The organism is Rhizobium esperanzae (assembly GCF_014197615.1).
Taxonomy (GTDB): Bacteria; Pseudomonadota; Alphaproteobacteria; order Rhizobiales; family Rhizobiaceae; genus Rhizobium; species Rhizobium esperanzae_A.
The window spans coordinates 155,984-175,177 of record NZ_JACIFY010000006.1 but is presented as its reverse complement, the minus strand read 5'-3'; the positions used below and the strand labels follow the sequence as shown (position 1 = coordinate 175,177).

Below are 19,194 nucleotides of genomic sequence, written 5' to 3'. Positions count from 1 at the left end.
GGACGAGGAGACAAGACAATGGACAATACCAACAGCCGATCCTCCGCAAAAGGCATGCCCGATGCCGCGCTGAAATACCGGCCCTATCCGCAGGTGAACATCCCCGACCGCACCTGGCCGACGAAGACCATTGCCAAGGCGCCGGTCTGGTGCTCGGTGGACCTGCGCGACGGCAACCAGGCACTCGTCGATCCGATGGGCCACGACCGCAAGGCCCGCATGTTCCAGTTGCTGCTCGAAATGGGCTTCAAGGAAATCGAGATCGGTTTCCCCTCGGCTTCGCAGACGGATTTCGATTTCGCCCGCTGGTGCGTGGAAGAGGGCAATGTGCCCGCCGACGTCTCGCTGCAGGTGCTGGTGCAGTGCCGCCCGGAACTGATCACCCGCACCTTTGAAGCATTGGAAGGCGCCAACCGGCCGATCGTGCATTTCTACAACTCGACCAGCGAGCTGCAGCGCCGCGTCGTCTTTGCCAAGGATGTGCAAGGGATCAAGCAGATCGCCGTCGATGCCGCCAAGATGATCACCGATATGGCGGCTAGAGCCGGCGGCGGCTACCGTTTCGAATATTCGCCGGAGAGCTTTACCGGCACGGAACTCGAAGTGGCGCTGGAAATCTGCAACGGCGTCATCGAGGTCGTCAAGCCGACGCCTGACAACAAGCTGATCATCAACCTGCCGTCCACCGTCGAGATGGCGACGCCGAACATTTATGCCGACCAGATCGAGTGGATGTGCCGCAATCTCGACAATCGCGAAAACCTGATCATTTCCCTGCATCCGCATAACGATCGCGGCACGGGGATCGCTGCCGCCGAACTGGCCTTGCTGGCAGGCGCCGACCGCGTCGAAGGTACGCTCTTCGGCAATGGCGAGCGCACCGGCAATGTCGATGTGGTGACGATGGCGCTGAACATGTTCACGCAAGGGGTCGATCCCGGGATCGACTGCTCGAACATCGAGCGCATCAAGGAAGTGTTCGAATATTCGAACCAGATGGCGATTGCCGAGCGCCACCCCTATGTCGGCGAGCTGGTCTATACGGCCTTCTCCGGCTCGCATCAGGATGCGATCAACAAGGGCATGAAGGCCGCGCAGGTCGCCAATCATCCGGTCTGGGAAGTGCCTTATCTGCCGATCGATCCGCGCGACGTCGGCCGTTCGTACGAGGCGATCATCCGCATCAACTCGCAGTCCGGCAAAGGCGGTATCGCCTATATCCTGCAGCAGGATTACGGGCTCAACCTGCCGCGCAACCTGCAGGTCGAATTCCGCGAGGACATTCAGCGCATCACCGATGTCGAGGGCAAGGAACTTCCCTCCAAGCGCATCTATCATCGTTTCATCGAGCGCTACGTGACCCAGCCCGATGCGCGCCTCAAATTCGTCGATCACCACACCTATCCCGATACGGAGCGCAAGGGCCAGCGGATCGTTGCGGCCGAGATCACCGACAATGGCGAGATCAAGCGCATCGAAGGACACGGCAACGGCCCGATCGACGGATTCATCAATGCGCTGTCGCACTATCTCGGCATCGAGATGTCGGTCGAGGACTATTCCGAGCATTCGCTGCAGCACGGCTCGAACGCGGCGGCGATCTCCTATGTCGAGACCTCCTATCCCGGCGGCAAGCTCTTCGGTGCCGGCATCAACACCAACATCGTCGCGGCATCGCTGGAAGCCATCGTCTCGGCGGCCAACCGTGTGCTCGAGCTGAAGGCCGGCAAGGCCTGATCGAATGGGGTTAGGCCGCGATCGTCTCGATACGGCGCGGCCTGACGATTGGGTTGACTTCGTTGCGTCTTCGCTGAGCGCACGCGAAAGCAATGAAAGGCGTGCCGTGCGGTCCCCTCATCCGACCCTGCGGGCCACCTTCTCCCCGCTGGGGAGAAGAGGGAGCGAGCGGTCGCCTACAGTCCTTTCGGCGCCCTCTTGCGGATGAGAGGAATCGAGACGCTGGAGCATTCCCTCTTTTCCCCAGCGGGGAGAAGGTGCCGGTAGGCGGATGAGGGGGCGGCTGGCGCTGATCTTTGATTTTCCTATCGCGTCAAATCGCAGTCGCGATTTTCATGGCGAGCTGGCCGAGGGCGGCTTCGGCTGAGGGGCCGGCAAGCACGTAGGACGTGCCGGCATTGTGCCAGGTGACAAGACCGATCTCGTCCTTGATCGTTTCCTTGAAATCGTCGGTCTCCGGCGGCAGCGCGTCCTTGCGGAAGCAGATGGAGATGACGTCGCCGTCGGTGTTGGAATAGACGAGCTGGCCGACAGGGCGGCTGTCACCGAGAATGACACGGGCGCCCTGGAAGGTCCAGGATTCGGCGCTGAGATCGGGCACGCGGAAAGGCACGCCGATCGCGGTGGTCAGCCAGCTGGAGATTTCCTCGGCCTGCGAAGCGGGTACTTCGACGAGATGACGAGGCTGACGGATCAGCAGGCGCTGATAGGCGGTGACATCGCCCAGCCAGTCGCTGGTATTGGCGGGCGCGGCGGTTGAGGTCGTGGCGGCGATGTCGTCGGCATCAGGGCTGGTGCCGACAAAATAGCCGATACCGCAACCGACGGCGAAGAGGATGAGAGCGGCGGCCAACGCCTGCGGGCCGGTCGGCGCCAGTTTCACCTGCGGGCGCGTGGCGCGCTGGGCGATCGGCGTCTTCGGCGGCTGCGTGCTCTTGATCGAGCGGACGAGGGCGAGCGGCACCGGCTCCTTGAGGATATCGTCGAGGCGGCGGCGGCCGAAATCGGCGCCGTGGCGCAGCCTCTCATGCAGCCGGCGGGCGTTCTCATCGACTGCCAGGCGCTGCTCCAGTTCGTGGCGCTGTTCGGGCGAGACTTCGCCGTCGAGTAGGGCGGTGAGCTGGGCTTCGAGCGGCAATTTCCTAAGGTCGGGCAAATTCAGTACCTGTGAATCGGGTGGGTGTCGGCGAGCCCGGCAAAATGCAGCCTGGCGGTGGCAAGCTGCGAGACGACATTTGCCACCGGCGTGCCCATGATATCGGCCGCCTGCTGGTAGCTGTGGCCTTCGACGTCGACGAGCAGGAACATGCTGGACAGGCCGTCCGGCATATCGGCGATCATACGATGGATGGCGTCGGGATCGACTGCAGCCGAGCGCTCGCGCGCGGCTTCTCTGATATCGGTGACGTTGCCGCGGACGGAAGCCTTCGGCTTGCGCTTGCGGCTGTCGTCCGTCCACTGCTGGCGGGCAAGCGTATAGATCCAGCTTTCCAGCCGGCCTTCACCGCTCCATTGATGGCCCTTGGCGATGGCGCGCTGACAGACGGCCTGAACGAGTTCGTCGGCCACGGCAGCCTCACCCGCGAGCGTGATCGCGAAACGGCGAAGGCGGGGCAGAAGGCCGACGAGATCACGCCGGAGGTCGATGGTCGTTGCGGGTTGACGCATTGTCTATCCAAGAAGCATTCACAATGGTTTCGCGGACGAAGGGTTCGCCGTCGGGCGCGAAGCCGGCCTTATCGACGCCGACGAAGCATGTGCTTTATGAAACAAGTCTCCTGCACTGCGCAAGCATTCGGCTGTCTTCATCCCCTTTTCTCAAGGGATTTTCGTATTATGGTCCACAAAACTTGCGTCAATATGTCTTGTAGCCGTTCAAGCTCTGCAGCAGAGCGCGATAGGCCCATGTGCCTTCGCCGCCGCGATCGCGGATTTCGACGAGCTGGACGCGGGCGCCCTGGATATCTCCCTGTTCCACCAGCGCCATGCCCATGTAGGAGCGGGCGAGGATGTAGTTTTCATCCGCCTGCAGCGCCTTGCGGTAGTAGGACATGCCGAGCTCCATGCGGCCGGCCTTGCGGTTGGCGTAGCCGAGATAGTTCAGGATGCGCGGATCGTTCTGGTTGCGGGCGAGATTGAGCACAGTGATGGCGTTCTCATATTGGCCGGCATAGGCAAACTCCCGAGCGAACTTGTAGAGATCGTCGTCGTTGAAGCTGCTCTTCTTCGGGTTGACGCATTCCTTCTTGGTCTTGTCCCAAACCTTGCCGCCGGTGCAGGTCTTGGTCGTCTCTGTCTTCGGCGGCGGATTGGTGTCATCATTGTTGCCGCCGACCGCAAAAGCGGCCGTGGCGATGCCGAAGGCGAAGCCGGCAGCGAGGGAAAGTCTGGACAGGTGGCGGAGGGAAGAATTCATTGGCGGGCTCCGTTCTGAGGCGATGCAGTTGTTCGGATTGTACGCTTACGATTGAAAATACCAAGGGGGTAAGCGGTCTCTGCGGCAAATGTTGCGACGATGGTCCGATGTCTTCTCGGATCGATTCAAGTTCTGAATGAACGGAGTCCGGATCCGGCGCTAACGCGCGAAAATATCGACGCTTTCCGGCATCACTGCGTCGCCGGACCGGTTGAGGCTGAAGCGCTCGCCACGGAGCTCCCAGGCGCCGGGAGAACCATCGATGGAGAAGAGGTTATAGGCGCCGGGCGGCTTGATGCTGCCCGGTCCCTGCGAGGCCGAGGCAATGCCGACGACGGGCACTGGCTGCACCTGGCCGCGCAGCCAGTGCAGCGTGTTGAGGTGCGTATGCCCGTGCAGCACCAGCTCGGCACCGCCGGTCGAAATCACCGCGGCGAAGCGGCGAATGCCGATCATGCGCTTGTAGAAGGTGGTGGCGCCGCGGATCGGCGGATGATGGATCATGACGACGCGGAAGAGACCGGCCTCGCCAGCGGCGCGCAGCATGTTGACGGTATCGCGGGCCTGGCGGGCGCCGAAGAAGCCGGAGGCGGCAAAGGGAGGTGTCGCGACCGCCGTCGAGCAGCCGACGATCGCGACTTTGCCGCGGATGCGCAGATAGGGGAAGATATGGCGATCTTCCTGCCACTGCGGCGGGGCGAGATCGCCGCGGACGTAATCATACCAGGCGCGCATCGACTTCTCGTAGGCGCCGGGCACATAGGCATCGTGATTGCCGGGAACGACCGAGGTTTCGGCGGGGTCGCCGAGTTCGCGCAGCCAGGCGGCGGCGGCGCGGATCTCAATGCCGCTCGCCAGATTGACAAGGTCGCCGGTGACGGCCAGATGATCGGCCTGATGAGCGCGGATGTCGTCGAGCAGCAGATCCAGCGTGCTGCCGAAAAGGTGCTTGCGTCGATTTCGATGCCAGTTCACAAAGCCCGTTATGCGTTTTGAAAACAGCTCCTGGATGGAAAGGCGGGGCAGCGGCCCGAGGTGGACGTCGGAAATATGCGCGAGCTTGAACATGCTACGAGACATAGACCAGCTTATTGACAAATCAAACACATCCGGCGCGATGAAGGGCTGAAACGGTACGATGGTGGATAAAGAAAAGCGGCCCCCTCACATCAGGCTGGCCTTGCGCCTCCTGCATGTCTATTTCTCCTTCGCCCGCGGCATGACGATGGGTGTCAGGGCCGCCTGCTTCGACGCGGAAGGGCGGATTTTCCTGGTGCGCCACAGCTATGTCGGCGGCTGGCATATGCCGGGCGGCGGGCTGGAACGCAACGAGACGGTCGAAGAAGCGCTCGCCAAGGAACTGCGCGAGGAGGGCAACCTCAGGATTATCGGCAAACCGCAACTGGTCCAGGTCTATTTCAACACCACGACCACACGGCGCGACCATGTCGTGTTCTACCGGGCAAGCGTCGAGCAGACGGCGCCGCGTCCGCCCGATTGGGAAATCTCCGACAGCGGCTTCTTCTCGCTCGACAGCCTGCCCGCCGGCACGACCGAGGCGACGCATCGCCGCCTGGCCGAGTTGCGCGGCGAGCAGGAGCCCGACCATCGCTGGTGAGTATCAAGCCGCGAAAAGCTTTCCACGGCCATGCGGGCTGTCGAGATCGAGCGCCGGGCCAGCGGGGACGATGCCGGTCGGATTGATCGTCTTGTGGCTGCGGTAATAGTGCTGCTTGATGTGCGTCAGGTTCACCGTCTCGGCAATGCCTGCCGTCTGATAAAGATCTCTCACATAGCCGGGCAGATTGCGATAATCGGCGATGCGGCGGATGTTGCATTTGAAATGGCCGACATAGACGGGGTCGAAGCGCACCAGCGTGGTGAACAAGCGCCAGTCGGCCTCGGTCTGACGGTCGCCGAAGAGGTAACGGCCCTTGCCCAAGCGTTCGTCGAGCATATCGAGGGTTTCGAACAGCTTGCCGACATTTTCCTCATAGGCGTCCTGGGTGGTGGCAAAGCCCGCCTTGTAGACGCCGTTGTTGACGGTGTCGTAGACGGTGGCGTTCAGCGCATCGATTTCGGCTCTCAGATCCTCCGGATAGTAATCGATCTTCGAGCCGGTCAGGCCGTCGAAGGCGCTGTTGAACATGCGGATGATTTCGGCGGATTCGTTGTTGACGATCGTGCCGGTCTGCTTGTCCCAGAGGACGGGAACGGTGACGCGGCCGGAATAATGCGGATCGGCCTTGGCGTAGATCTGCCAGAGCGCGGCCGCGCCGAAAAGCGGGTCGCCGGTGGCGCCGTCGCCGACTTTGAATTCCCAACCGTTCTCGAGCATCAGCGGATCGACGACGGAGACCGAAATCAGCTCCTCCAGCTTCTTCAGCTTGCGGAAGATCAGCGTGCGCTGCGCCCAGGGACAGGCAAGCGAAACATAAAGATGGTAACGCCCGGCCTCGGCCTTGAAACCGCCGTTGCCGGAAGGGCCGGCCTCACCATCCGATGTCACCCAATTGCGGAACTGCGACGGCTGTCGCTTGAATTGACCTTTGCTCTCCTTCGTGTCGTACCAGACGTCATGCCAGACGCCGTCCACCAGCATTCCCATGATCTTCATTTCCCTTGATTGCGTGTCGGGACGAACGTTAACTGAGATAGCGGGGCTTTGCAGGCGGTAAAGGTTGAACAGTGCGTCACGCCGTTCAGACACTGCATAGTTTCGAGTGCCGTGGTGTGCATTTTGCGTTGGACGGCGGAAATTTTTCCTGCTATCGGCCTTGTCACGATTTGAGAGACCTCTGCCTGATGTTCATTTCCAGAAACCCGCGACGACGCTGATGCTCCCGAACGCCCAAGGCGTGTTCGAGACCCATCAATCTGTCCATCCGGTTTCTGTCATCATGTACAAGCACGATCTCGTCTACCTCACCGAAGACGCGTCTCATGACGCCGCCATCGAACACATCAACGAAGAAGCCTTCGGTCCCGGCCGCTTCACGCGCGCCGCCGCGCGCATCCGCGAGCAGGGGCCGCATGATCTCTCACTCTCCTTCATCTGCACCGACAATGGCGAGACGATTGCTTCCGTGCGGATGACGCCGGTGCTGGCCGGCACGGCGAAGGGGCATCTGCTCGGCCCGCTTGCCGTCCGGCCCTCGCACAAGAACCAGGGCATCGGCCGCGAGCTCGTGCGGATCGCCGTGGAGGCGGCAAGACGCAAGGGTTCGGAAGCGGTTATCCTGGTCGGTGATCCGCCCTATTACGGCCCGCTCGGCTTCGAGAAAGTCGCTTACAACGCGTTGTCCTTTCCAGGCCCTGTCGATCCCGGCCGCGTGCTCGTCGTTCCGATCGCCGAAGGCGTGCACGAGCGGCTGCAGGGCATCATCGCCTGGCACGGGTGATTTAGAGATTTTTCCGGAGGAAGCTGCGTGTGCGGCCTTCCGGGAAATCCTCAAGCTCGCCGAAGACCTCATAACCCTGACGCAGATAGGCTCGCAGGGCCTGCGGGCTGAATGTGTCGATCCAGGCGCCGCGGCAGCCCCGGGCTTTCGCCTCTTCTTCTGCTTTGGCGAGGATCTTGCCGGCGAGGCCGGTGCCGCGCAGCGTATCGGGGATATAGAGCATCTGGGTGAAGAGCCAGCCCCAGGCGGTAAAGCCGGAAAGACCCCCGGTCACCTTTCCATCGGTATCGCGGATGAGGACGGCGAGCGGCTGGCGATCCGAGGGGCCGACATCACTACTGTTGAAGGCCGAGAGCGCATCGGTGATAGCTGCGAGTTCCTCCGGCGAGGGTGAGCCGGTCAGTTCGAATGCCGACATGAGATTATCGCCCTTCACGCCACCACATGGCGCCAAAGGCCAGCAGCAGGATGCCGACGCCGGCAAAACCGGCAAAGAGCGGCAGCGTGTTGATGCCCTTCAACACCGTCTCGCTGGTCATGCGGATCATCATGCGATCATTGTCGGCGACGCGCACCTGACCGCGCACCGGCAGTATCGGCGGCACGCTGATCGCGCCCTTTTCATTGGCAACGCGGGTGACGAGACCCTTGCTTCTGTCGGCGACCGGCTTCAGCACATCGGTCGTCGAGATCATCGCCTTGAACTCAGGTGCGTCGACGGCGCCGATGTGCACAAGTGTCGATAGCTTGCCGTTGCGGATTTCGAAGAGGCCGATTTCGTCCATCCGCTTCTCGGCCTTGTAGAGCCCGGGTTCGGACTGGGTGAGCGCCAGGGTTTCGGTCTTGCCGGAGGGATAACGCACGGTGGCGTTGCCGGGATTGTCGCCGATCGTTTGGCGCGTGACTTCAAGGGTTCGGCCGGAGGCGCGCGCCGTCAGCGCTTCTTCCTCGAGCGCCGGCTCCTTCATCAGCCAATGGGCGATGCGGCGATAGAGCGAAACATTCGGACCACCGCCTTCGAAACCGCGCGCCCACAGCCAGCCCTGATCGGAAAGCAGCATGGCGACGCGGCCCTGGCCGGCGCGGTTCAGCACCAGCAGCGGATGGTTGTCTGCCCCGAGCATGATCGTCTCGCCCTGCGGTGGGTCGACATCGACGCTGCGGAACCAGCGGCCCCAATGGGGCGGATCTTCGCCCGAACCATCCAGGCCGCGGGTGACGGGATGTTTGCGGCCTTCCTCGGAGAGGCGGGGATAGAAGGCTTTTTCGATCATCTCTCCGGTGGGCGTTGCCGGCAGGACCGAGGAAAGCGGCGTCAGTGCAATGGAATCGGGGCCGGCATGCTCTGGACCGGCGGCGATCAGCAGCGCGCCGCCATTGTCGACATATTGCGCGATGTAATCGTAATAGAGCAGCGGCAGCACGCCGCGGTGCTGGTAGCGGTCGAAGATGATCAGGTCGAAATCCTTGATCTTGTCGACGAAGAGTTCACGTGTCGGGAAGGCGATCAGCGACAGCTCGTTGATCGGCGTGCCGTCCTGCTTTTCCGGCGGACGCAGGATGGTGAAGTGGACGAGATCGACGGAGGCATCGGATTTCAGCAGGTTGCGCCAGGCACGCTCGCCGGCATGCGGTTCGCCGGAGACGAGCAGGACGCGGAGATTCTGGCGGATGCCGTCGATGACGTGGACGGCGCGGTTGTTGGCGGTGGTGACCTCGCCGGGAAGGGCCGCGACCGAGAATTCGAGCACGTTGCTGCCGCCGGCCGGCACCTTGAAGGAGAAGGGCGTATCCTGGCCGGGTGTCGCCTGCAGGTTGGCGATCTCATCACCGTTCAGCTTCACCGTGACATCGGCCGTGCCGCCGGGGCTCGGACCGTCGTCGAAGACGCGCAGAACGACCTGCTGCTCCTCGTTGACGATGCCGAAGCGCGGCCCCTTGATGACTTCGATGCGGCGATCGAATTCGTTGGCCTTGCCGGTGATGAGGCCGTGGATCGGCGCGTCGAAACCGAGCGCCTGGTTGGTGGCCGGAACATCATGGACTTCGCCATCGGTCAGCATGATGGCGCCGCCGATACGGGCGGGCGGGATATCGGCGATGTTGGCCGACAGCGCGTCGAACAGCCGGGTTGACGGCACGTCGGAATTGACGTCGCCTTCGACATCGACGAAGCGGGGTTCGATCTGGGGGAAGCGGGCGAGCTGTCCCTTCAAGGCTGCAAGCGCATCGTCGGTCATCTTGACGCGATCGGGTGTCTGCTGGCTCTGGCTTCGATCGACGAGAACGGGGACGATGGTCGACAGCTGGTCCCGGTCCTCCTGCAGCAGGACGGGATTGGCAAGGGCGGCCAGCATGGCGAGTGCCGCCAGCGTCCGGATCCAGGCGCCGCGAATGCCGCGCCAAATCGCCAGGCCGGCGATGATCGCGCTGACGGCAGCCAGTGCGGCCAGAACCGGCCAAGGCAGGAAGGGCGAAAAATCGAACGTCATCTCATTGCCCTAACCGTTCGAGCAGGTCGGGAACATGAACCTGGTCGGTCTTGTAGTTGCCGGTCAGCATGTACATCATGATGTTGACGCCGGAACGATAGGCATATTCGCGCTGCGTTTCGTCCGACGGCACGGTCGGCAGCATCGGTATGCCGTTGTCGTCGATTGCCCAGGCACCGGCGAAATCATTGCCGGTGATCAGGATCGGCGAAACGCCGTCGGCCGTCGCCGCCGATTTTTCGGTCGCTTCGCGGCCGCCCTGCCGGGCCTCGATCCACAGGGGGCTGCCGGCGTAACGACCGGGAAAGCTCGACAGGAGATAGAAGGATTTCGTCAGCACGTGATCCGACGGTACCGGCTCGAGCGGCGGAATGTCGAGATTGCCGAGGATTTGCTGCAGCCTCTGGCCGTTGGCGCTGACATTGCCGCCATTGTCCAATGCGCTGATCTGATCGCGCGTGTCGAAAAGCACGGTGCCGCCATTGCGCATATAGGCGTCGATGCGGCTGATCGCCGCCGAAGACGGCATCGGCGCCGTCGCCGAAACCGGCCAGTAGATGATCGGATAGAAGGCAAGCTCGTCCTTGGTGAGGTCGATGCCCACGGGCGGCGCCGGCTCCAGCGTCGTGCGAAAGGTCAGGAACTGGGTCAGTCCCTCGAGCCCGCGCTCGGATATATTGTCGACGTCCTGTTCACCGGTGACGACATAGGCGAGGTGCGTGTTGTCGAGCCTCTGCAGGATGAGATCGTCGCCGGGCCGGGAGTCGTTGGCATGAAGCGTGCCGGGTTGCATGAGAAAGCCGGCGCTGAGCGCAACAGCGATCATCGCCGCTGTGCGGACAGCCGGGCGCGAGCGTGAAAACGCGCCGTTCATGAAGAGGACGACCAGGCTATCGGCGAGCAGCAGCAGAAAGGCTGCGAGAAAGAGCGCGGGCTTCGCCGACCAGCTTTCTCCGCCGATCAGGCCTTCGCGCACGGCATTGGTGCCGGCCGTGTCGAGCGGCGTCAGTTCGGCATTCTCGGGCAATACGTTCAGCGAAGTGAAACCATCCTCCGAACCGTAGAGCCCGGGCGGGTTGTCGAAATTCGCCGTCGGTTCGGTTCCTGCCTGTGGGATGAGGGGGCGCGCCGCGCCCGTCGCGGAGACGAGCGTGCCCTTGGCCGTCAGCATACGGAACGGCGGCAGGGTCTCCGAGACACGCGCATTGCCGCGCGCCTCCGAAGTGACGCCGCCCGAGCGCGATATCTGCAGCAGGTGGCGCAGCATGTCGACGAAAGTACCTGAGATCGGCAGATCGGACCAGGTCGCTTCCGCAGTGACATGAAACAGGACGATCTGGCCGGAGGCGAGCTGTTTCATCGTCACCAGCGGCGTGCCGTCAGCCAGGCTCGCCCAGGTGCGTTCGGCAAGATCGGGCGTCGGTTCGGCAAGCACCTGCCGCTTGATGACGACATCGGCAGGGCGCGTTATGCCGGCAAAAGGCCCGAAACTCGGAAATTCGGCAAGCGACTGCGGCTCGCTCCAGGACAATGTGCCGCCCAGCGCCCGTTCTCCCTGACGCAGGATGACCGGGATCAGCGGATCGTCTGCAGGGGCTGCCGCCATGCGCGGGCCAGCGAAACGCAGCAGCATACCGCCGTTCGATATCCAGCGGGTCAGAGGTTCGTAGGTCTCCTCCGGCAGCCGGCCGATATCGGCCATGATAATGATGGAGGGATTGCTGGCGAGAAGTTTCGGTATGGCGACCGAGAGATCTGAATCGCTGGGTTGGATCAGATCGGCATACGGCTGCAGTGCCCGCTGGATATAATAGAGCGGCGAGAGCAGCGGTTGGAACTCATCCCCGCCAGCACCCGACAGCAAGACGACGCGGCGGCGCTTGAATGCGTCGTCGAGAAGATGGACGGCACCCGCCGTTGCGCCGTTATCGACGCTGACGCGGGCGAAATCGTTGCGCATCTCGAATGGTGCGGTGATCGAACTCGTTGCAACGCTCTGGCCGGGACGGAAATCCACCCTGCCGTTGGCGATCGAGCGGCCCTGGCTATCGACGGCGTTCAGCGCCACCGATGCGGCATGCGAAGCGTTGAGGCGTGTAACCTTGACGGTCATGGCATCGGCCGCATTGTTGGCCGCGGTGATCGCGACGGTCCGTGCGGCATCGCCCTCGATCAGGCGGAGATCGGCGGGCTGGAGTTCGGCGAGTCTGCGTACCGTGGGGTCGTCTGCCTTGGCGGCGGCGCCGTCGCTCAGGAAGGCGAGGGTGCCGGGCTTGACGCCGTTCAGCGCCGCGCGCAGCGCCTGGAAAGCGCGCTCGCGGTCCGGGACCAGCGGCCGCGGCTCGGCGGCGCGCAGCTTGTCGCGGGCGCTCGCCGCCGTGCCGGGCACGGCATCGTTCGTGGGATCTGCGGTGAAGGCGATCGATACCGGTGTGCCGGCGGATTCGGCATCGTCCACCAGGGCGTCGGCGGTCTGGATGCGGCGCTCCCAATCGGGTGCGGCCGCCCAGCTGTTGTCGACGAAGAGCACGAGCGGGCCGCCCGATGCGAGCGAGCTGGTGCGCGGATTGAAGACCGGATCGGCGATCGCCAGGATGATGACGGCGGCGAGCAGCATGCGCAGCAAGGTGAGCCACCAGGGGCTTTGCGCCGGCGTCTCCTCGCGCTTCAGCACGGATGCGAGGATCTTCAGCGGCGGGAAGACCTCGGCCTTCGGGCGCGGCGGGGTCAGCCGCAGCAGCCACCAGATGACCGGGAGCGCGATCAGCGCGCCGAGAATGGCGGGATAGGCGAAAGCGAAGGGAAGGGCGTTCACAGCTGCCCTCCATGCGTCGCCTTGGCCGGCATGCCGGAGAGATACATATGCACCGCGACCAGCGCCTCGGAAGCAAGATGATCGGTGCGGTGGGCCGTGAAGGTCCAGCCGAGATGGCGCAGCGACTGGCCGAGGCTTTCCCTGCGGGCGAGATAGGCGTTGCGATAGGCCTCGCGGATATGTTCGGCGCGGCCGGAAACCAGCTTGGCGCCGCTCTCCGGATCGGTGAATTCGGTGCGGCCGCTATAGGGGAAGATCTCTTCGGCGGGATCCGATATCTCGACCACATGGCCGCGCAGGCCGCGGCGGGCGAGCGGGCCGAGGCGCTCCATGATCGCAGGCGCGTCGTCGAGGAAATCGCCGATCAGCACGAGATCGCTCCAGCCGCGGATCATCGCCGTTTCCGGCAGGCCGCCGGTCAGCGGTGCGTGTACCAGCGCCGATGCCAGGCGTTCGGCGGCGTTGCGCGTGGAGGCTGGTTCCATGATGCCGGGGCAGCCGATGCGCTCGCCGGAACGGGAGAGGATTTCGGCAAGCGCCAGCATGAGCACCAGCGCGCGGCTTTCCTTGGAGACGTTGCCGTAGCTCGACTTGTACATCATCGAGGGCGACATGTCGCACCAGAGCCAGATCGTATGCGCCGCCTCCCATTCGCGCTCGCGCACATAGGTATGGTCGTCGCGGGCGGAGCGGCGCCAATCGATGCGCGACAGGCTCTCGCCTTCGGCATAGGGACGGAACTGCCAGAAATTCTCGCCGATGCCGCGCTTGCGGCGGCCATGCCAGCCGGCAATCACCGTGTTGGCGATGCGCTTGGCTTCCACCAGGCAATCCGGCATGAGGGCGGCCCGCTGCCTTGCGCGGGAAAGGGCATCGCTGCCTGACGTCGGATTGACGATCTGTCCGATAGATGCCACGCGTCCGGCTTCCTTATCCCTTTGCCTGCTTGACCAGTCCGGCGATGACGTCGCGCACCGACATGCCTTCGGCGCGGGCGGCGAAGGTCAGCGCCATGCGATGCTGGAGAATGGGTTCGGCGAGCGCGAAGATATCGTCGAGAGACGGGGCGAGGCGGCCTTCATAGAGCGCGCGGGCGCGGGCGCAGAGCATCATCGCCTGGCCGGCGCGCGGGCCTGGACCCCAGGCGACGTTCTTGTCGGTCGAGGCATTGCCCTGCCCGGGGCGGGCGGAGCGCACAAGGGAAAGGATGGCGTCGACGACCGTTTCGCTCACCGGCATCTGGCGGACGAGGGTCTGGATCTCGATCAGCCGCTGCGCATCGATGATGGCTTCCGGCCGGGTTTCGCCGAGGCCCGTGGTTTCGAGCAGGATCTGGCGCTCGGCGGCGAGCTCGGGATAGTTGACGTCGACCTGCAGCAGGAAGCGGTCGAGCTGGGCTTCCGGCAGGGGATAGGTGCCTTCCTGCTCCAGCGGGTTCTGGGTGGCGAGCACATGGAAGGGGGCCGGAAGGTCGTAGCGCTGGCCGGCGATGGTGATATGATACTCCTGCATGGATTGCAGAAGCGCCGACTGGGTGCGCGGCGAGGCGCGGTTGATCTCGTCGGCCATCAGCAGCTGGGCGAAGACCGGGCCCTTGACGAAACGGAAGGAGCGGCGGCCGGTGTCGTCCTGGTCCATCACTTCGGAGCCGAGAATATCCGAAGGCATCAGGTCGGGTGTGAACTGGATGCGGTTGGCGGCAAGGCCGAGCACTTCGCCGAGCGTCGTCACCAGCCTGGTCTTGGCAAGGCCGGGGACGCCGACGAGCAGGGCATGGCCGCCGGAGAGCACGGCGAGAATGGTGTTCTCAACGACGCTTTCCTGACCGAAGATCACCTTCGAGACTTCTCCGCGGATGGCGGCGATATCGGAGAGCGCCTTCTCGGCGGCGGCGACGATCGCCTTTTCATCGAGGCTGGCTTCGGTCTTCATCATACCCATGGGCATCTCCAACGGCTGAAATCATTCGGCAGCGAATCGGCGGACTTATACATCTGCCTCATACTCGATAGAGTTATGGAGATGCGACGGGCTGACAAGTTCGTTACGAATGACTATCTCGTGACTTCACTTCGTTAAGGACAAACCGGGACGGAAGAATGGCAGCCGAAGAAATCAGCGGACAGGCGGATGCAGCGGGGCTTGCCGCGCTGATTTCGCGCGCGTCTGCCGAAAATAGCGGTAAAAAACGCGGGTTGCCGCCGGTCGAGCGGTGGAATCCGCCTTTCTGCGGCGACATCGACATGGAGATCAGAGCCGACGGCACCTGGTTCTACATGGGCACGCCGATCGGCCGGCCGGCGCTGGTGCGGCTGTTTTCGACGGTTTTGAGAAAGGATGAGGACGAAAAGACCTATCTCGTAACTCCTGTGGAAAAGGTCGGGATCAGGGTCGTCGACGCGCCGTTCGTCGCGGTGGAGATGAGCGTGACGATGCGGGAGGGTGATCAGGTGCTGACGTTCCGCACCAATGTCGGCGATGTCGTGGAGGCGGGAGGAGAACATCGGCTGCGCTTTGCCATTGCCGGCGGCAATGCCGAACTGAAACCCTATCTGCACGTGCGCGGGCGGCTGGAGGCGCTGGTGTCGCGTGCGGTGATGTATGAACTGGCGGCACTCGGCGAGACGCTCGACGTGGAGGGGCGACCGATGTTTGCGGTCCGCTCCGCCGGCGAGGTCTTCCCCGTCATGCCGGCCGACGAACTGGATGCGCTTTCCCGATGAACGATGCGATCACCCAACGTTATCCGCTGTTTTCAGCAGCTGAATTCCGCCGCCGTGCGCTCAATCAGAATGGCGGGCCTGTCGACCATGCCTGGCGCGATCACGGTGACCATATCCTCAATCCCGATATCGTGGAGGAGGTCGCGACCTTCAAGCTGCGCGATGCCGCCGTGCTCGTGCCTGTCGTCGACGACGGCGAGGAAGCGCGTGTGATCTTCACCAAGCGCACGGCGACGCTGCGCAAACATTCCGGCCAGATCGCCTTTCCCGGCGGTTCGATCGATCCGGCCGATATCTCGCCCGAAATGGCGGCGATCCGCGAGACGGAGGAGGAAATCGGCCTGCCCGGTTCCTACGTCGAGACGGTCGGCAGGCTGCCGAATTACCTCGCTTCGACCGGCTTCCGCATCACGCCCGTGCTCGGCGTCGTCAAGCGGGGTTTCGCGCTGACGCTGAACCCGGCCGAGGTGGACGACGTGTTCGAGGTGCCGCTTTCCTTCCTGATGAACCCGGCCAATCACAACCGCGACAGGCGCGTCATCGACGGCATCGACCGGCATTTCTACCGCATGCCCTATGAAACCAGAATGATCTGGGGCATCACCGCCGGCATCGTCCGCACGCTCTATGAAAGGCTTTATGCATGACCGGCATTGCCGACCAGGCATGGTTCCGTGATCCGGCGCTCGCCCGGGTCCTGGCACTTCTCAATACCGATGAGGGGGAAGGACGTGTCGTCGGCGGCGCGGTGCGCAACAGCCTGATGGGCCTGCCGGTCAGCGATATCGACATTGCCACGACGCTGACGCCCGAAATCGTCATGGAGCGGGCAGCAGTGGCCGGCATCAAGGCGGTGCCGACAGGGCTGCAACACGGCACGGTGACGCTCGTCATCGACGGCAAGCCCTTCGAGGTGACGACGCTGCGCACTGACGTCGAGACCGACGGACGCCGCGCCAAGGTCGCCTTCAGCACCGATTGGAAGGCCGATGCCGAACGGCGCGACCTGACGATCAACGCGCTCTATGCCGATGCCAAGGGCGAGGTGGTGGATCTCGTCGGCGGGCTGGCGGACATCGAGACGCGCAACATACGCTTCATCGGCGATGCGACGAGGCGTATCGCCGAAGACCATCTGCGCATCCTGCGCTTCTTCCGCTTCTTCGCCTATTACGGTTCCGGACGGCCGGATGCGGAGGGTCTGAAGGCCTGTGCGGCGGCGCGTTCGAAACTGAAGACGCTCTCGGCCGAGCGCGTCTGGTCGGAGCTTCGGAAGCTGCTCGGTGCCGGCGATCCCGGCCGGGCGCTGCTCTGGATGCGGCAGGTGGCGGTGCTGACGGAAATCCTGCCGGAATCGGAACGATGGGGGATCGATGCGATCCCTTCGTTGGTCGCAACCGAGAAGGCGCTCGGCTGGACGCCCGATCCGCTGCTGCGCCTTGCGGCGATCGTGCCGCCCGATGCGGCGCGGCTGGAGGCTCTTGCTGCCCGGCTGAAGCTCTCGAATGCGGAAGCGGCCACTCTGACGGCCTGGGCGAAAGCGGCGCCGGTCAACGACGAGATATCGCCGGCCGCCTTCGAGCGGCTGCTCTACCGCAACGGCCCGGATGGCATCACGATGCGGCTGAAGCTGGCGCTCGGCGTGGCGCGCGGCAAGGCCGAGGGCGATCTTGCCGAAATGGCGCGCTCGGCGCGGCTCGGCAAGCTCCTGGATCAGGCCACGAACTGGAGGAAGCCGCAATTTCCTCTGAATGGCGGCGATGTGATTGCGGCGGGCATCGCATCCGGCCCGCGCGTCGGCGAACTGCTGGCGGCGCTGGAACATCAGTGGGTGGAGGAGAATTTCACCTCCGACCGGCCAGCGCTGCTCGCCCGGCTGCAGGAACGCATCCAATAGGGATCATGCGTCGCATCCGGTGGATGCGACGCTGTCATAGTCGTTGCCGCCAGGACGTGGGCACCGGCTCTCAGGCGGCGCTGGCCTCGTCGCGGATGCGTGCCTTGATGTTGTCAACCATGTTTTCGCGTATGGTCGTTTCGCCGTGAGCGGCCTTCAGGTGCTCGACGGCGCGGCGGACCACTTCTGCGTCATTATCCGCCCGGGTGTGCCAGGCGCAGCCGGGAACGAGCGTGCCGCATTCGAAAAGTCGCATGGTTTTCTCCTCTGTCTGGAACGCAACGGCTCTCGCGCTTTCACGCGATTGATGAATGTGCGGAGGAAGAGAAGGTTCCGGCCGGCATGAGGTGTCGACCGGAGAAGGTCTTTCAGTCGGGCATCGCCCAAGCTTTGTAGGTATCCGAAAGCTGGCCGGGCATGTTGCTGTTGGCGGCTGCTGCTTCGTTCTGCAGCTGTTCCGGCGATTTTCCGCCGGCCAGTTGCAGCTTGACCTGCTCGATGAAGCAGGACAATGGCAGATCCGAGCCGCTCTTGGCCCGTAGCTTCTCGGCGATGCGCGTCAAAAACTCGGATGTGTCGATCGTACGGGATGTTTCCTGGACATCCGTGGACGCAGGCGAGCCACTTTGTATCGTCATGACAATCCTCCTCCGATTGTTACGCACATACATATAAAGTTAGGACGCACTGATTTTTCTTGAAGGTCTATCACCTCGAATTTATCGATGAGATATCACAGTCTCATGGCCAGCGGACGACGGGGGGCAATGACGAGAGAATGGATTCGACGTTGCCGCCGGTCTTCAGGCCGAAGATGGTACCGCGATCATACAACAGATTGAATTCGACGTAACGGCCCCGGCGGATCAATTGTTCGTCGCGGTCGGCCTCCGTCCACAGCTTGTTGAAGTTGGAGCGGGCGATCTTCGGGTAGACCATGGCGAAGGCCCTGCCGACATCGCGCGTGAAGGCGAAATCGGCGTCCCAGCCGCCGGCTTCCTCGCTCGAATGCAGCCAGTCATAGAAGATGCCGCCGATGCCGCGCGCCTCGTTGCGATGCTTCAGGAAGAAATAGTCGTCGCACCAGGCCTTGTAGGCATCGTAATCGGCGACGGCGTGGTTGCGGCAGGCAATCTCCATGGCCTTGTGGAAGAGCTGACTGTCCTCGTCCTCCTGTGTGCGGCGGCGCGACAGCACCGGCGTCAGGTCGGCTCCCCCGCCGAACCAGCGGCTCGATGTGACCACCATGCGCGTATTCATATGCACTGCGGGAACATTTGGGTTGACAGGATGGGCGATCAGCGAAATGCCCGAGGCCCAGAAACGCGGATCATCCTTGGCGCCGGGTATCTGGCCGCGAAAGTCCGGCGAGAACTCGCCATGGACGGTGGAGGTGTGGACGCCGACCTTTTCGAAGACGCGGCCTTCCATCATCGACATCCGGCCGCCGCCGCCGGCGCCGTTTTCGCGCGACCAGTCCTTGGCGACGAAGCGGCCGGGTTCCTGGTCGGAGAGCGGCCCTTCCAGTTCATCCTCGATTGCCTCGAAGGAGGCGCAGATCGTATCGCGCAATCCCTCGAACCAGTTGCGGGCAGCCGCCTTCTTCTCTTCGATGTCCTCAGGCAGGCCGATCGGCAGTTCCGGTCTTTCCATGTCACGCCTCCAGCGACCGGTCCCTTTCAGGACACGACTCGCTCATTCTTGATTGCAGGT

General features: G+C 63.3%; 19 protein-coding genes. 6 read left to right on the top strand and 13 right to left on the bottom strand.

What is annotated here, in order from left to right:
• The first annotated feature begins 18 nt into the window (after positions 1–18).
• On the top strand, positions 19–1,737 hold the full coding sequence (leuA, locus tag GGD57_RS10685) for a 2-isopropylmalate synthase (protein WP_184469480.1): 1,719 nt from the start codon (positions 19–21) through the stop codon (positions 1,735–1,737).
• A 313-nt stretch (positions 1,738–2,050) separates the two neighbouring features.
• Here leuA and GGD57_RS10680 read toward each other — a convergent pair whose 3' ends face one another.
• The 4 genes from GGD57_RS10680 to GGD57_RS10665 form a co-directional block, all read right to left on the bottom strand.
• The gene (locus tag GGD57_RS10680; RefSeq protein ID WP_184469478.1) at positions 2,051–2,893 is read right to left on the bottom strand and encodes an anti-sigma factor family protein; all 843 of its coding nucleotides are present in this window, start codon (positions 2,891–2,893) and stop codon (positions 2,051–2,053) included.
• 2 nt (positions 2,894–2,895) lie between these two features.
• The gene (locus tag GGD57_RS10675; RefSeq protein ID WP_010069548.1) at positions 2,896–3,405 is read right to left on the bottom strand and encodes an RNA polymerase sigma factor; all 510 of its coding nucleotides are present in this window, start codon (positions 3,403–3,405) and stop codon (positions 2,896–2,898) included.
• A 187-nt stretch (positions 3,406–3,592) separates the two neighbouring features.
• The gene (locus GGD57_RS10670) at positions 3,593–4,153 is read right to left on the bottom strand and encodes a tetratricopeptide repeat protein (protein ID WP_184469476.1); all 561 of its coding nucleotides are present in this window, start codon (positions 4,151–4,153) and stop codon (positions 3,593–3,595) included.
• A gap of 159 nt (positions 4,154–4,312) precedes the next feature.
• Positions 4,313–5,221: a metallophosphoesterase family protein gene (locus GGD57_RS10665; protein ID WP_184469662.1), complete on the bottom strand. Its 909-nt coding sequence runs from the start codon at positions 5,219–5,221 to the stop codon at positions 4,313–4,315.
• Between the two features lie 70 nt (positions 5,222–5,291).
• On the opposite strand from GGD57_RS10665, the gene GGD57_RS10660 reads away from it, so the two are divergent.
• Entirely contained in the window at positions 5,292–5,771 is a 480-nt protein-coding gene (locus GGD57_RS10660) for an NUDIX domain-containing protein (protein ID WP_085737956.1), read from the top strand.
• A 3-nt stretch (positions 5,772–5,774) separates the two neighbouring features.
• On the opposite strand, the gene GGD57_RS10655 is transcribed toward GGD57_RS10660, so the two are convergent.
• Positions 5,775–6,761 carry a glutathione S-transferase family protein gene (locus tag GGD57_RS10655; protein ID WP_184469474.1) on the bottom strand — a complete coding sequence of 329 codons (987 nt, stop codon included), beginning with the start codon at positions 6,759–6,761 and terminating at the stop codon, positions 5,775–5,777.
• A 229-nt stretch (positions 6,762–6,990) separates the two neighbouring features.
• Between GGD57_RS10655 and GGD57_RS10650 the strand changes: the two genes are divergently transcribed.
• Complete coding sequence (locus tag GGD57_RS10650) at positions 6,991–7,554, top strand: GNAT family N-acetyltransferase (RefSeq protein WP_184469472.1); 564 nt, start codon at positions 6,991–6,993, stop codon at positions 7,552–7,554.
• A gap of 1 nt (position 7,555) precedes the next feature.
• On the opposite strand, the gene GGD57_RS10645 is transcribed toward GGD57_RS10650, so the two are convergent.
• Genes GGD57_RS10645 through GGD57_RS10625 form a run of 5 tightly spaced genes read right to left on the bottom strand, consistent with a single transcriptional unit; the run spans position 7,556 to position 14,802 of the window.
• Positions 7,556–7,972, bottom strand: coding sequence for a GNAT family N-acetyltransferase (locus GGD57_RS10645; protein ID WP_184469470.1), 417 nt, complete (start codon positions 7,970–7,972; stop codon positions 7,556–7,558).
• A 4-nt stretch (positions 7,973–7,976) separates the two neighbouring features.
• The gene (locus GGD57_RS10640) at positions 7,977–10,046 is read right to left on the bottom strand and encodes a hypothetical protein (protein WP_184469468.1); all 2,070 of its coding nucleotides are present in this window, start codon (positions 10,044–10,046) and stop codon (positions 7,977–7,979) included.
• Between the two features lies 1 nt (position 10,047).
• Positions 10,048–12,861: a DUF4159 domain-containing protein gene (locus GGD57_RS10635; RefSeq protein WP_184469466.1), complete on the bottom strand. Its 2,814-nt coding sequence runs from the start codon at positions 12,859–12,861 to the stop codon at positions 10,048–10,050.
• Positions 12,858–13,778: a DUF58 domain-containing protein gene (locus GGD57_RS10630; protein ID WP_088681903.1), complete on the bottom strand. Its 921-nt coding sequence runs from the start codon at positions 13,776–13,778 to the stop codon at positions 12,858–12,860. The genes GGD57_RS10635 and GGD57_RS10630 overlap by 4 nt, the downstream gene beginning before the upstream one ends.
• A gap of 13 nt (positions 13,779–13,791) precedes the next feature.
• On the bottom strand, positions 13,792–14,802 hold the full coding sequence (locus GGD57_RS10625) for an AAA family ATPase (RefSeq protein WP_088681904.1): 1,011 nt from the start codon (positions 14,800–14,802) through the stop codon (positions 13,792–13,794).
• Positions 14,803–14,960: 158 nt separating this feature from the next.
• Here GGD57_RS10625 and GGD57_RS10620 point away from each other — a divergent pair, with 158 nt between their 5' ends.
• Genes GGD57_RS10620 through GGD57_RS10610 form a run of 3 tightly spaced genes read left to right on the top strand, consistent with a single transcriptional unit; the run spans position 14,961 to position 17,481 of the window.
• A complete protein-coding gene (locus tag GGD57_RS10620) occupies positions 14,961–15,584 on the top strand; it encodes a DUF1285 domain-containing protein (RefSeq protein ID WP_184469464.1) in 624 nt (207 codons plus the stop codon).
• A complete protein-coding gene (locus tag GGD57_RS10615) occupies positions 15,581–16,231 on the top strand; it encodes a CoA pyrophosphatase (protein ID WP_184469462.1) in 651 nt (216 codons plus the stop codon). The genes GGD57_RS10620 and GGD57_RS10615 overlap by 4 nt, the downstream gene beginning before the upstream one ends.
• Positions 16,228–17,481, top strand: a complete 1,254-nt coding sequence (locus GGD57_RS10610; protein ID WP_184469460.1) for a CCA tRNA nucleotidyltransferase — start codon at positions 16,228–16,230, stop codon at positions 17,479–17,481. Before GGD57_RS10615 ends, GGD57_RS10610 begins: the two co-directional genes overlap by 4 nt.
• 70 nt (positions 17,482–17,551) lie before the next feature.
• Here GGD57_RS10610 and GGD57_RS10605 read toward each other — a convergent pair whose 3' ends face one another.
• The 3 genes from GGD57_RS10605 to hemF form a co-directional block, all read right to left on the bottom strand.
• Positions 17,552–17,737: a DUF1059 domain-containing protein gene (locus tag GGD57_RS10605; protein ID WP_184469458.1), complete on the bottom strand. Its 186-nt coding sequence runs from the start codon at positions 17,735–17,737 to the stop codon at positions 17,552–17,554.
• A gap of 112 nt (positions 17,738–17,849) precedes the next feature.
• Positions 17,850–18,119 (bottom strand): hypothetical protein, encoded by a 270-nt coding sequence (locus GGD57_RS10600; RefSeq protein ID WP_064840017.1) that lies wholly within the window; start codon positions 18,117–18,119, stop codon positions 17,850–17,852.
• A gap of 103 nt (positions 18,120–18,222) precedes the next feature.
• Positions 18,223–19,134, bottom strand: coding sequence for an oxygen-dependent coproporphyrinogen oxidase (hemF, locus tag GGD57_RS10595; RefSeq protein WP_184469455.1), 912 nt, complete (start codon positions 19,132–19,134; stop codon positions 18,223–18,225).
• Positions 19,135–19,194 lie beyond the last annotated feature (60 nt).

What these genes read in the sequence shown, in the direction of transcription:
- GGD57_RS10600 (WP_064840017.1), bottom strand. Translation starts at nt 18,119, where the DNA reads ATGACGATACAAAGTGGCTCGCCTGCGTCCACGGATGTCCAGGAAACA.
- GGD57_RS10675 (WP_010069548.1), bottom strand. Translation starts at nt 3,405, where the DNA reads ATGCGTCAACCCGCAACGACCATCGACCTCCGGCGTGATCTCGTCGGC.
- leuA (WP_184469480.1), top strand. Translation starts at nt 19, where the DNA reads ATGGACAATACCAACAGCCGATCCTCCGCAAAAGGCATGCCCGATGCC.
- GGD57_RS10625 (WP_088681904.1), bottom strand. Translation starts at nt 14,802, where the DNA reads ATGGGTATGATGAAGACCGAAGCCAGCCTCGATGAAAAGGCGATCGTC.
- hemF (WP_184469455.1), bottom strand. Translation starts at nt 19,134, where the DNA reads ATGGAAAGACCGGAACTGCCGATCGGCCTGCCTGAGGACATCGAAGAG.
- GGD57_RS10610 (WP_184469460.1), top strand. Translation starts at nt 16,228, where the DNA reads ATGACCGGCATTGCCGACCAGGCATGGTTCCGTGATCCGGCGCTCGCC.
- GGD57_RS10640 (WP_184469468.1), bottom strand. Translation starts at nt 10,046, where the DNA reads ATGACGTTCGATTTTTCGCCCTTCCTGCCTTGGCCGGTTCTGGCCGCA.
- GGD57_RS10665 (WP_184469662.1), bottom strand. Translation starts at nt 5,221, where the DNA reads ATGTTCAAGCTCGCGCATATTTCCGACGTCCACCTCGGGCCGCTGCCC.
- GGD57_RS10620 (WP_184469464.1), top strand. Translation starts at nt 14,961, where the DNA reads ATGGCAGCCGAAGAAATCAGCGGACAGGCGGATGCAGCGGGGCTTGCC.
- GGD57_RS10655 (WP_184469474.1), bottom strand. Translation starts at nt 6,761, where the DNA reads ATGGGAATGCTGGTGGACGGCGTCTGGCATGACGTCTGGTACGACACG.
- GGD57_RS10645 (WP_184469470.1), bottom strand. Translation starts at nt 7,972, where the DNA reads ATGTCGGCATTCGAACTGACCGGCTCACCCTCGCCGGAGGAACTCGCA.
- GGD57_RS10615 (WP_184469462.1), top strand. Translation starts at nt 15,581, where the DNA reads ATGAACGATGCGATCACCCAACGTTATCCGCTGTTTTCAGCAGCTGAA.
- GGD57_RS10670 (WP_184469476.1), bottom strand. Translation starts at nt 4,153, where the DNA reads ATGAATTCTTCCCTCCGCCACCTGTCCAGACTTTCCCTCGCTGCCGGC.
- GGD57_RS10605 (WP_184469458.1), bottom strand. Translation starts at nt 17,737, where the DNA reads ATGCGACTTTTCGAATGCGGCACGCTCGTTCCCGGCTGCGCCTGGCAC.
- GGD57_RS10650 (WP_184469472.1), top strand. Translation starts at nt 6,991, where the DNA reads ATGCTCCCGAACGCCCAAGGCGTGTTCGAGACCCATCAATCTGTCCAT.
- GGD57_RS10660 (WP_085737956.1), top strand. Translation starts at nt 5,292, where the DNA reads ATGGTGGATAAAGAAAAGCGGCCCCCTCACATCAGGCTGGCCTTGCGC.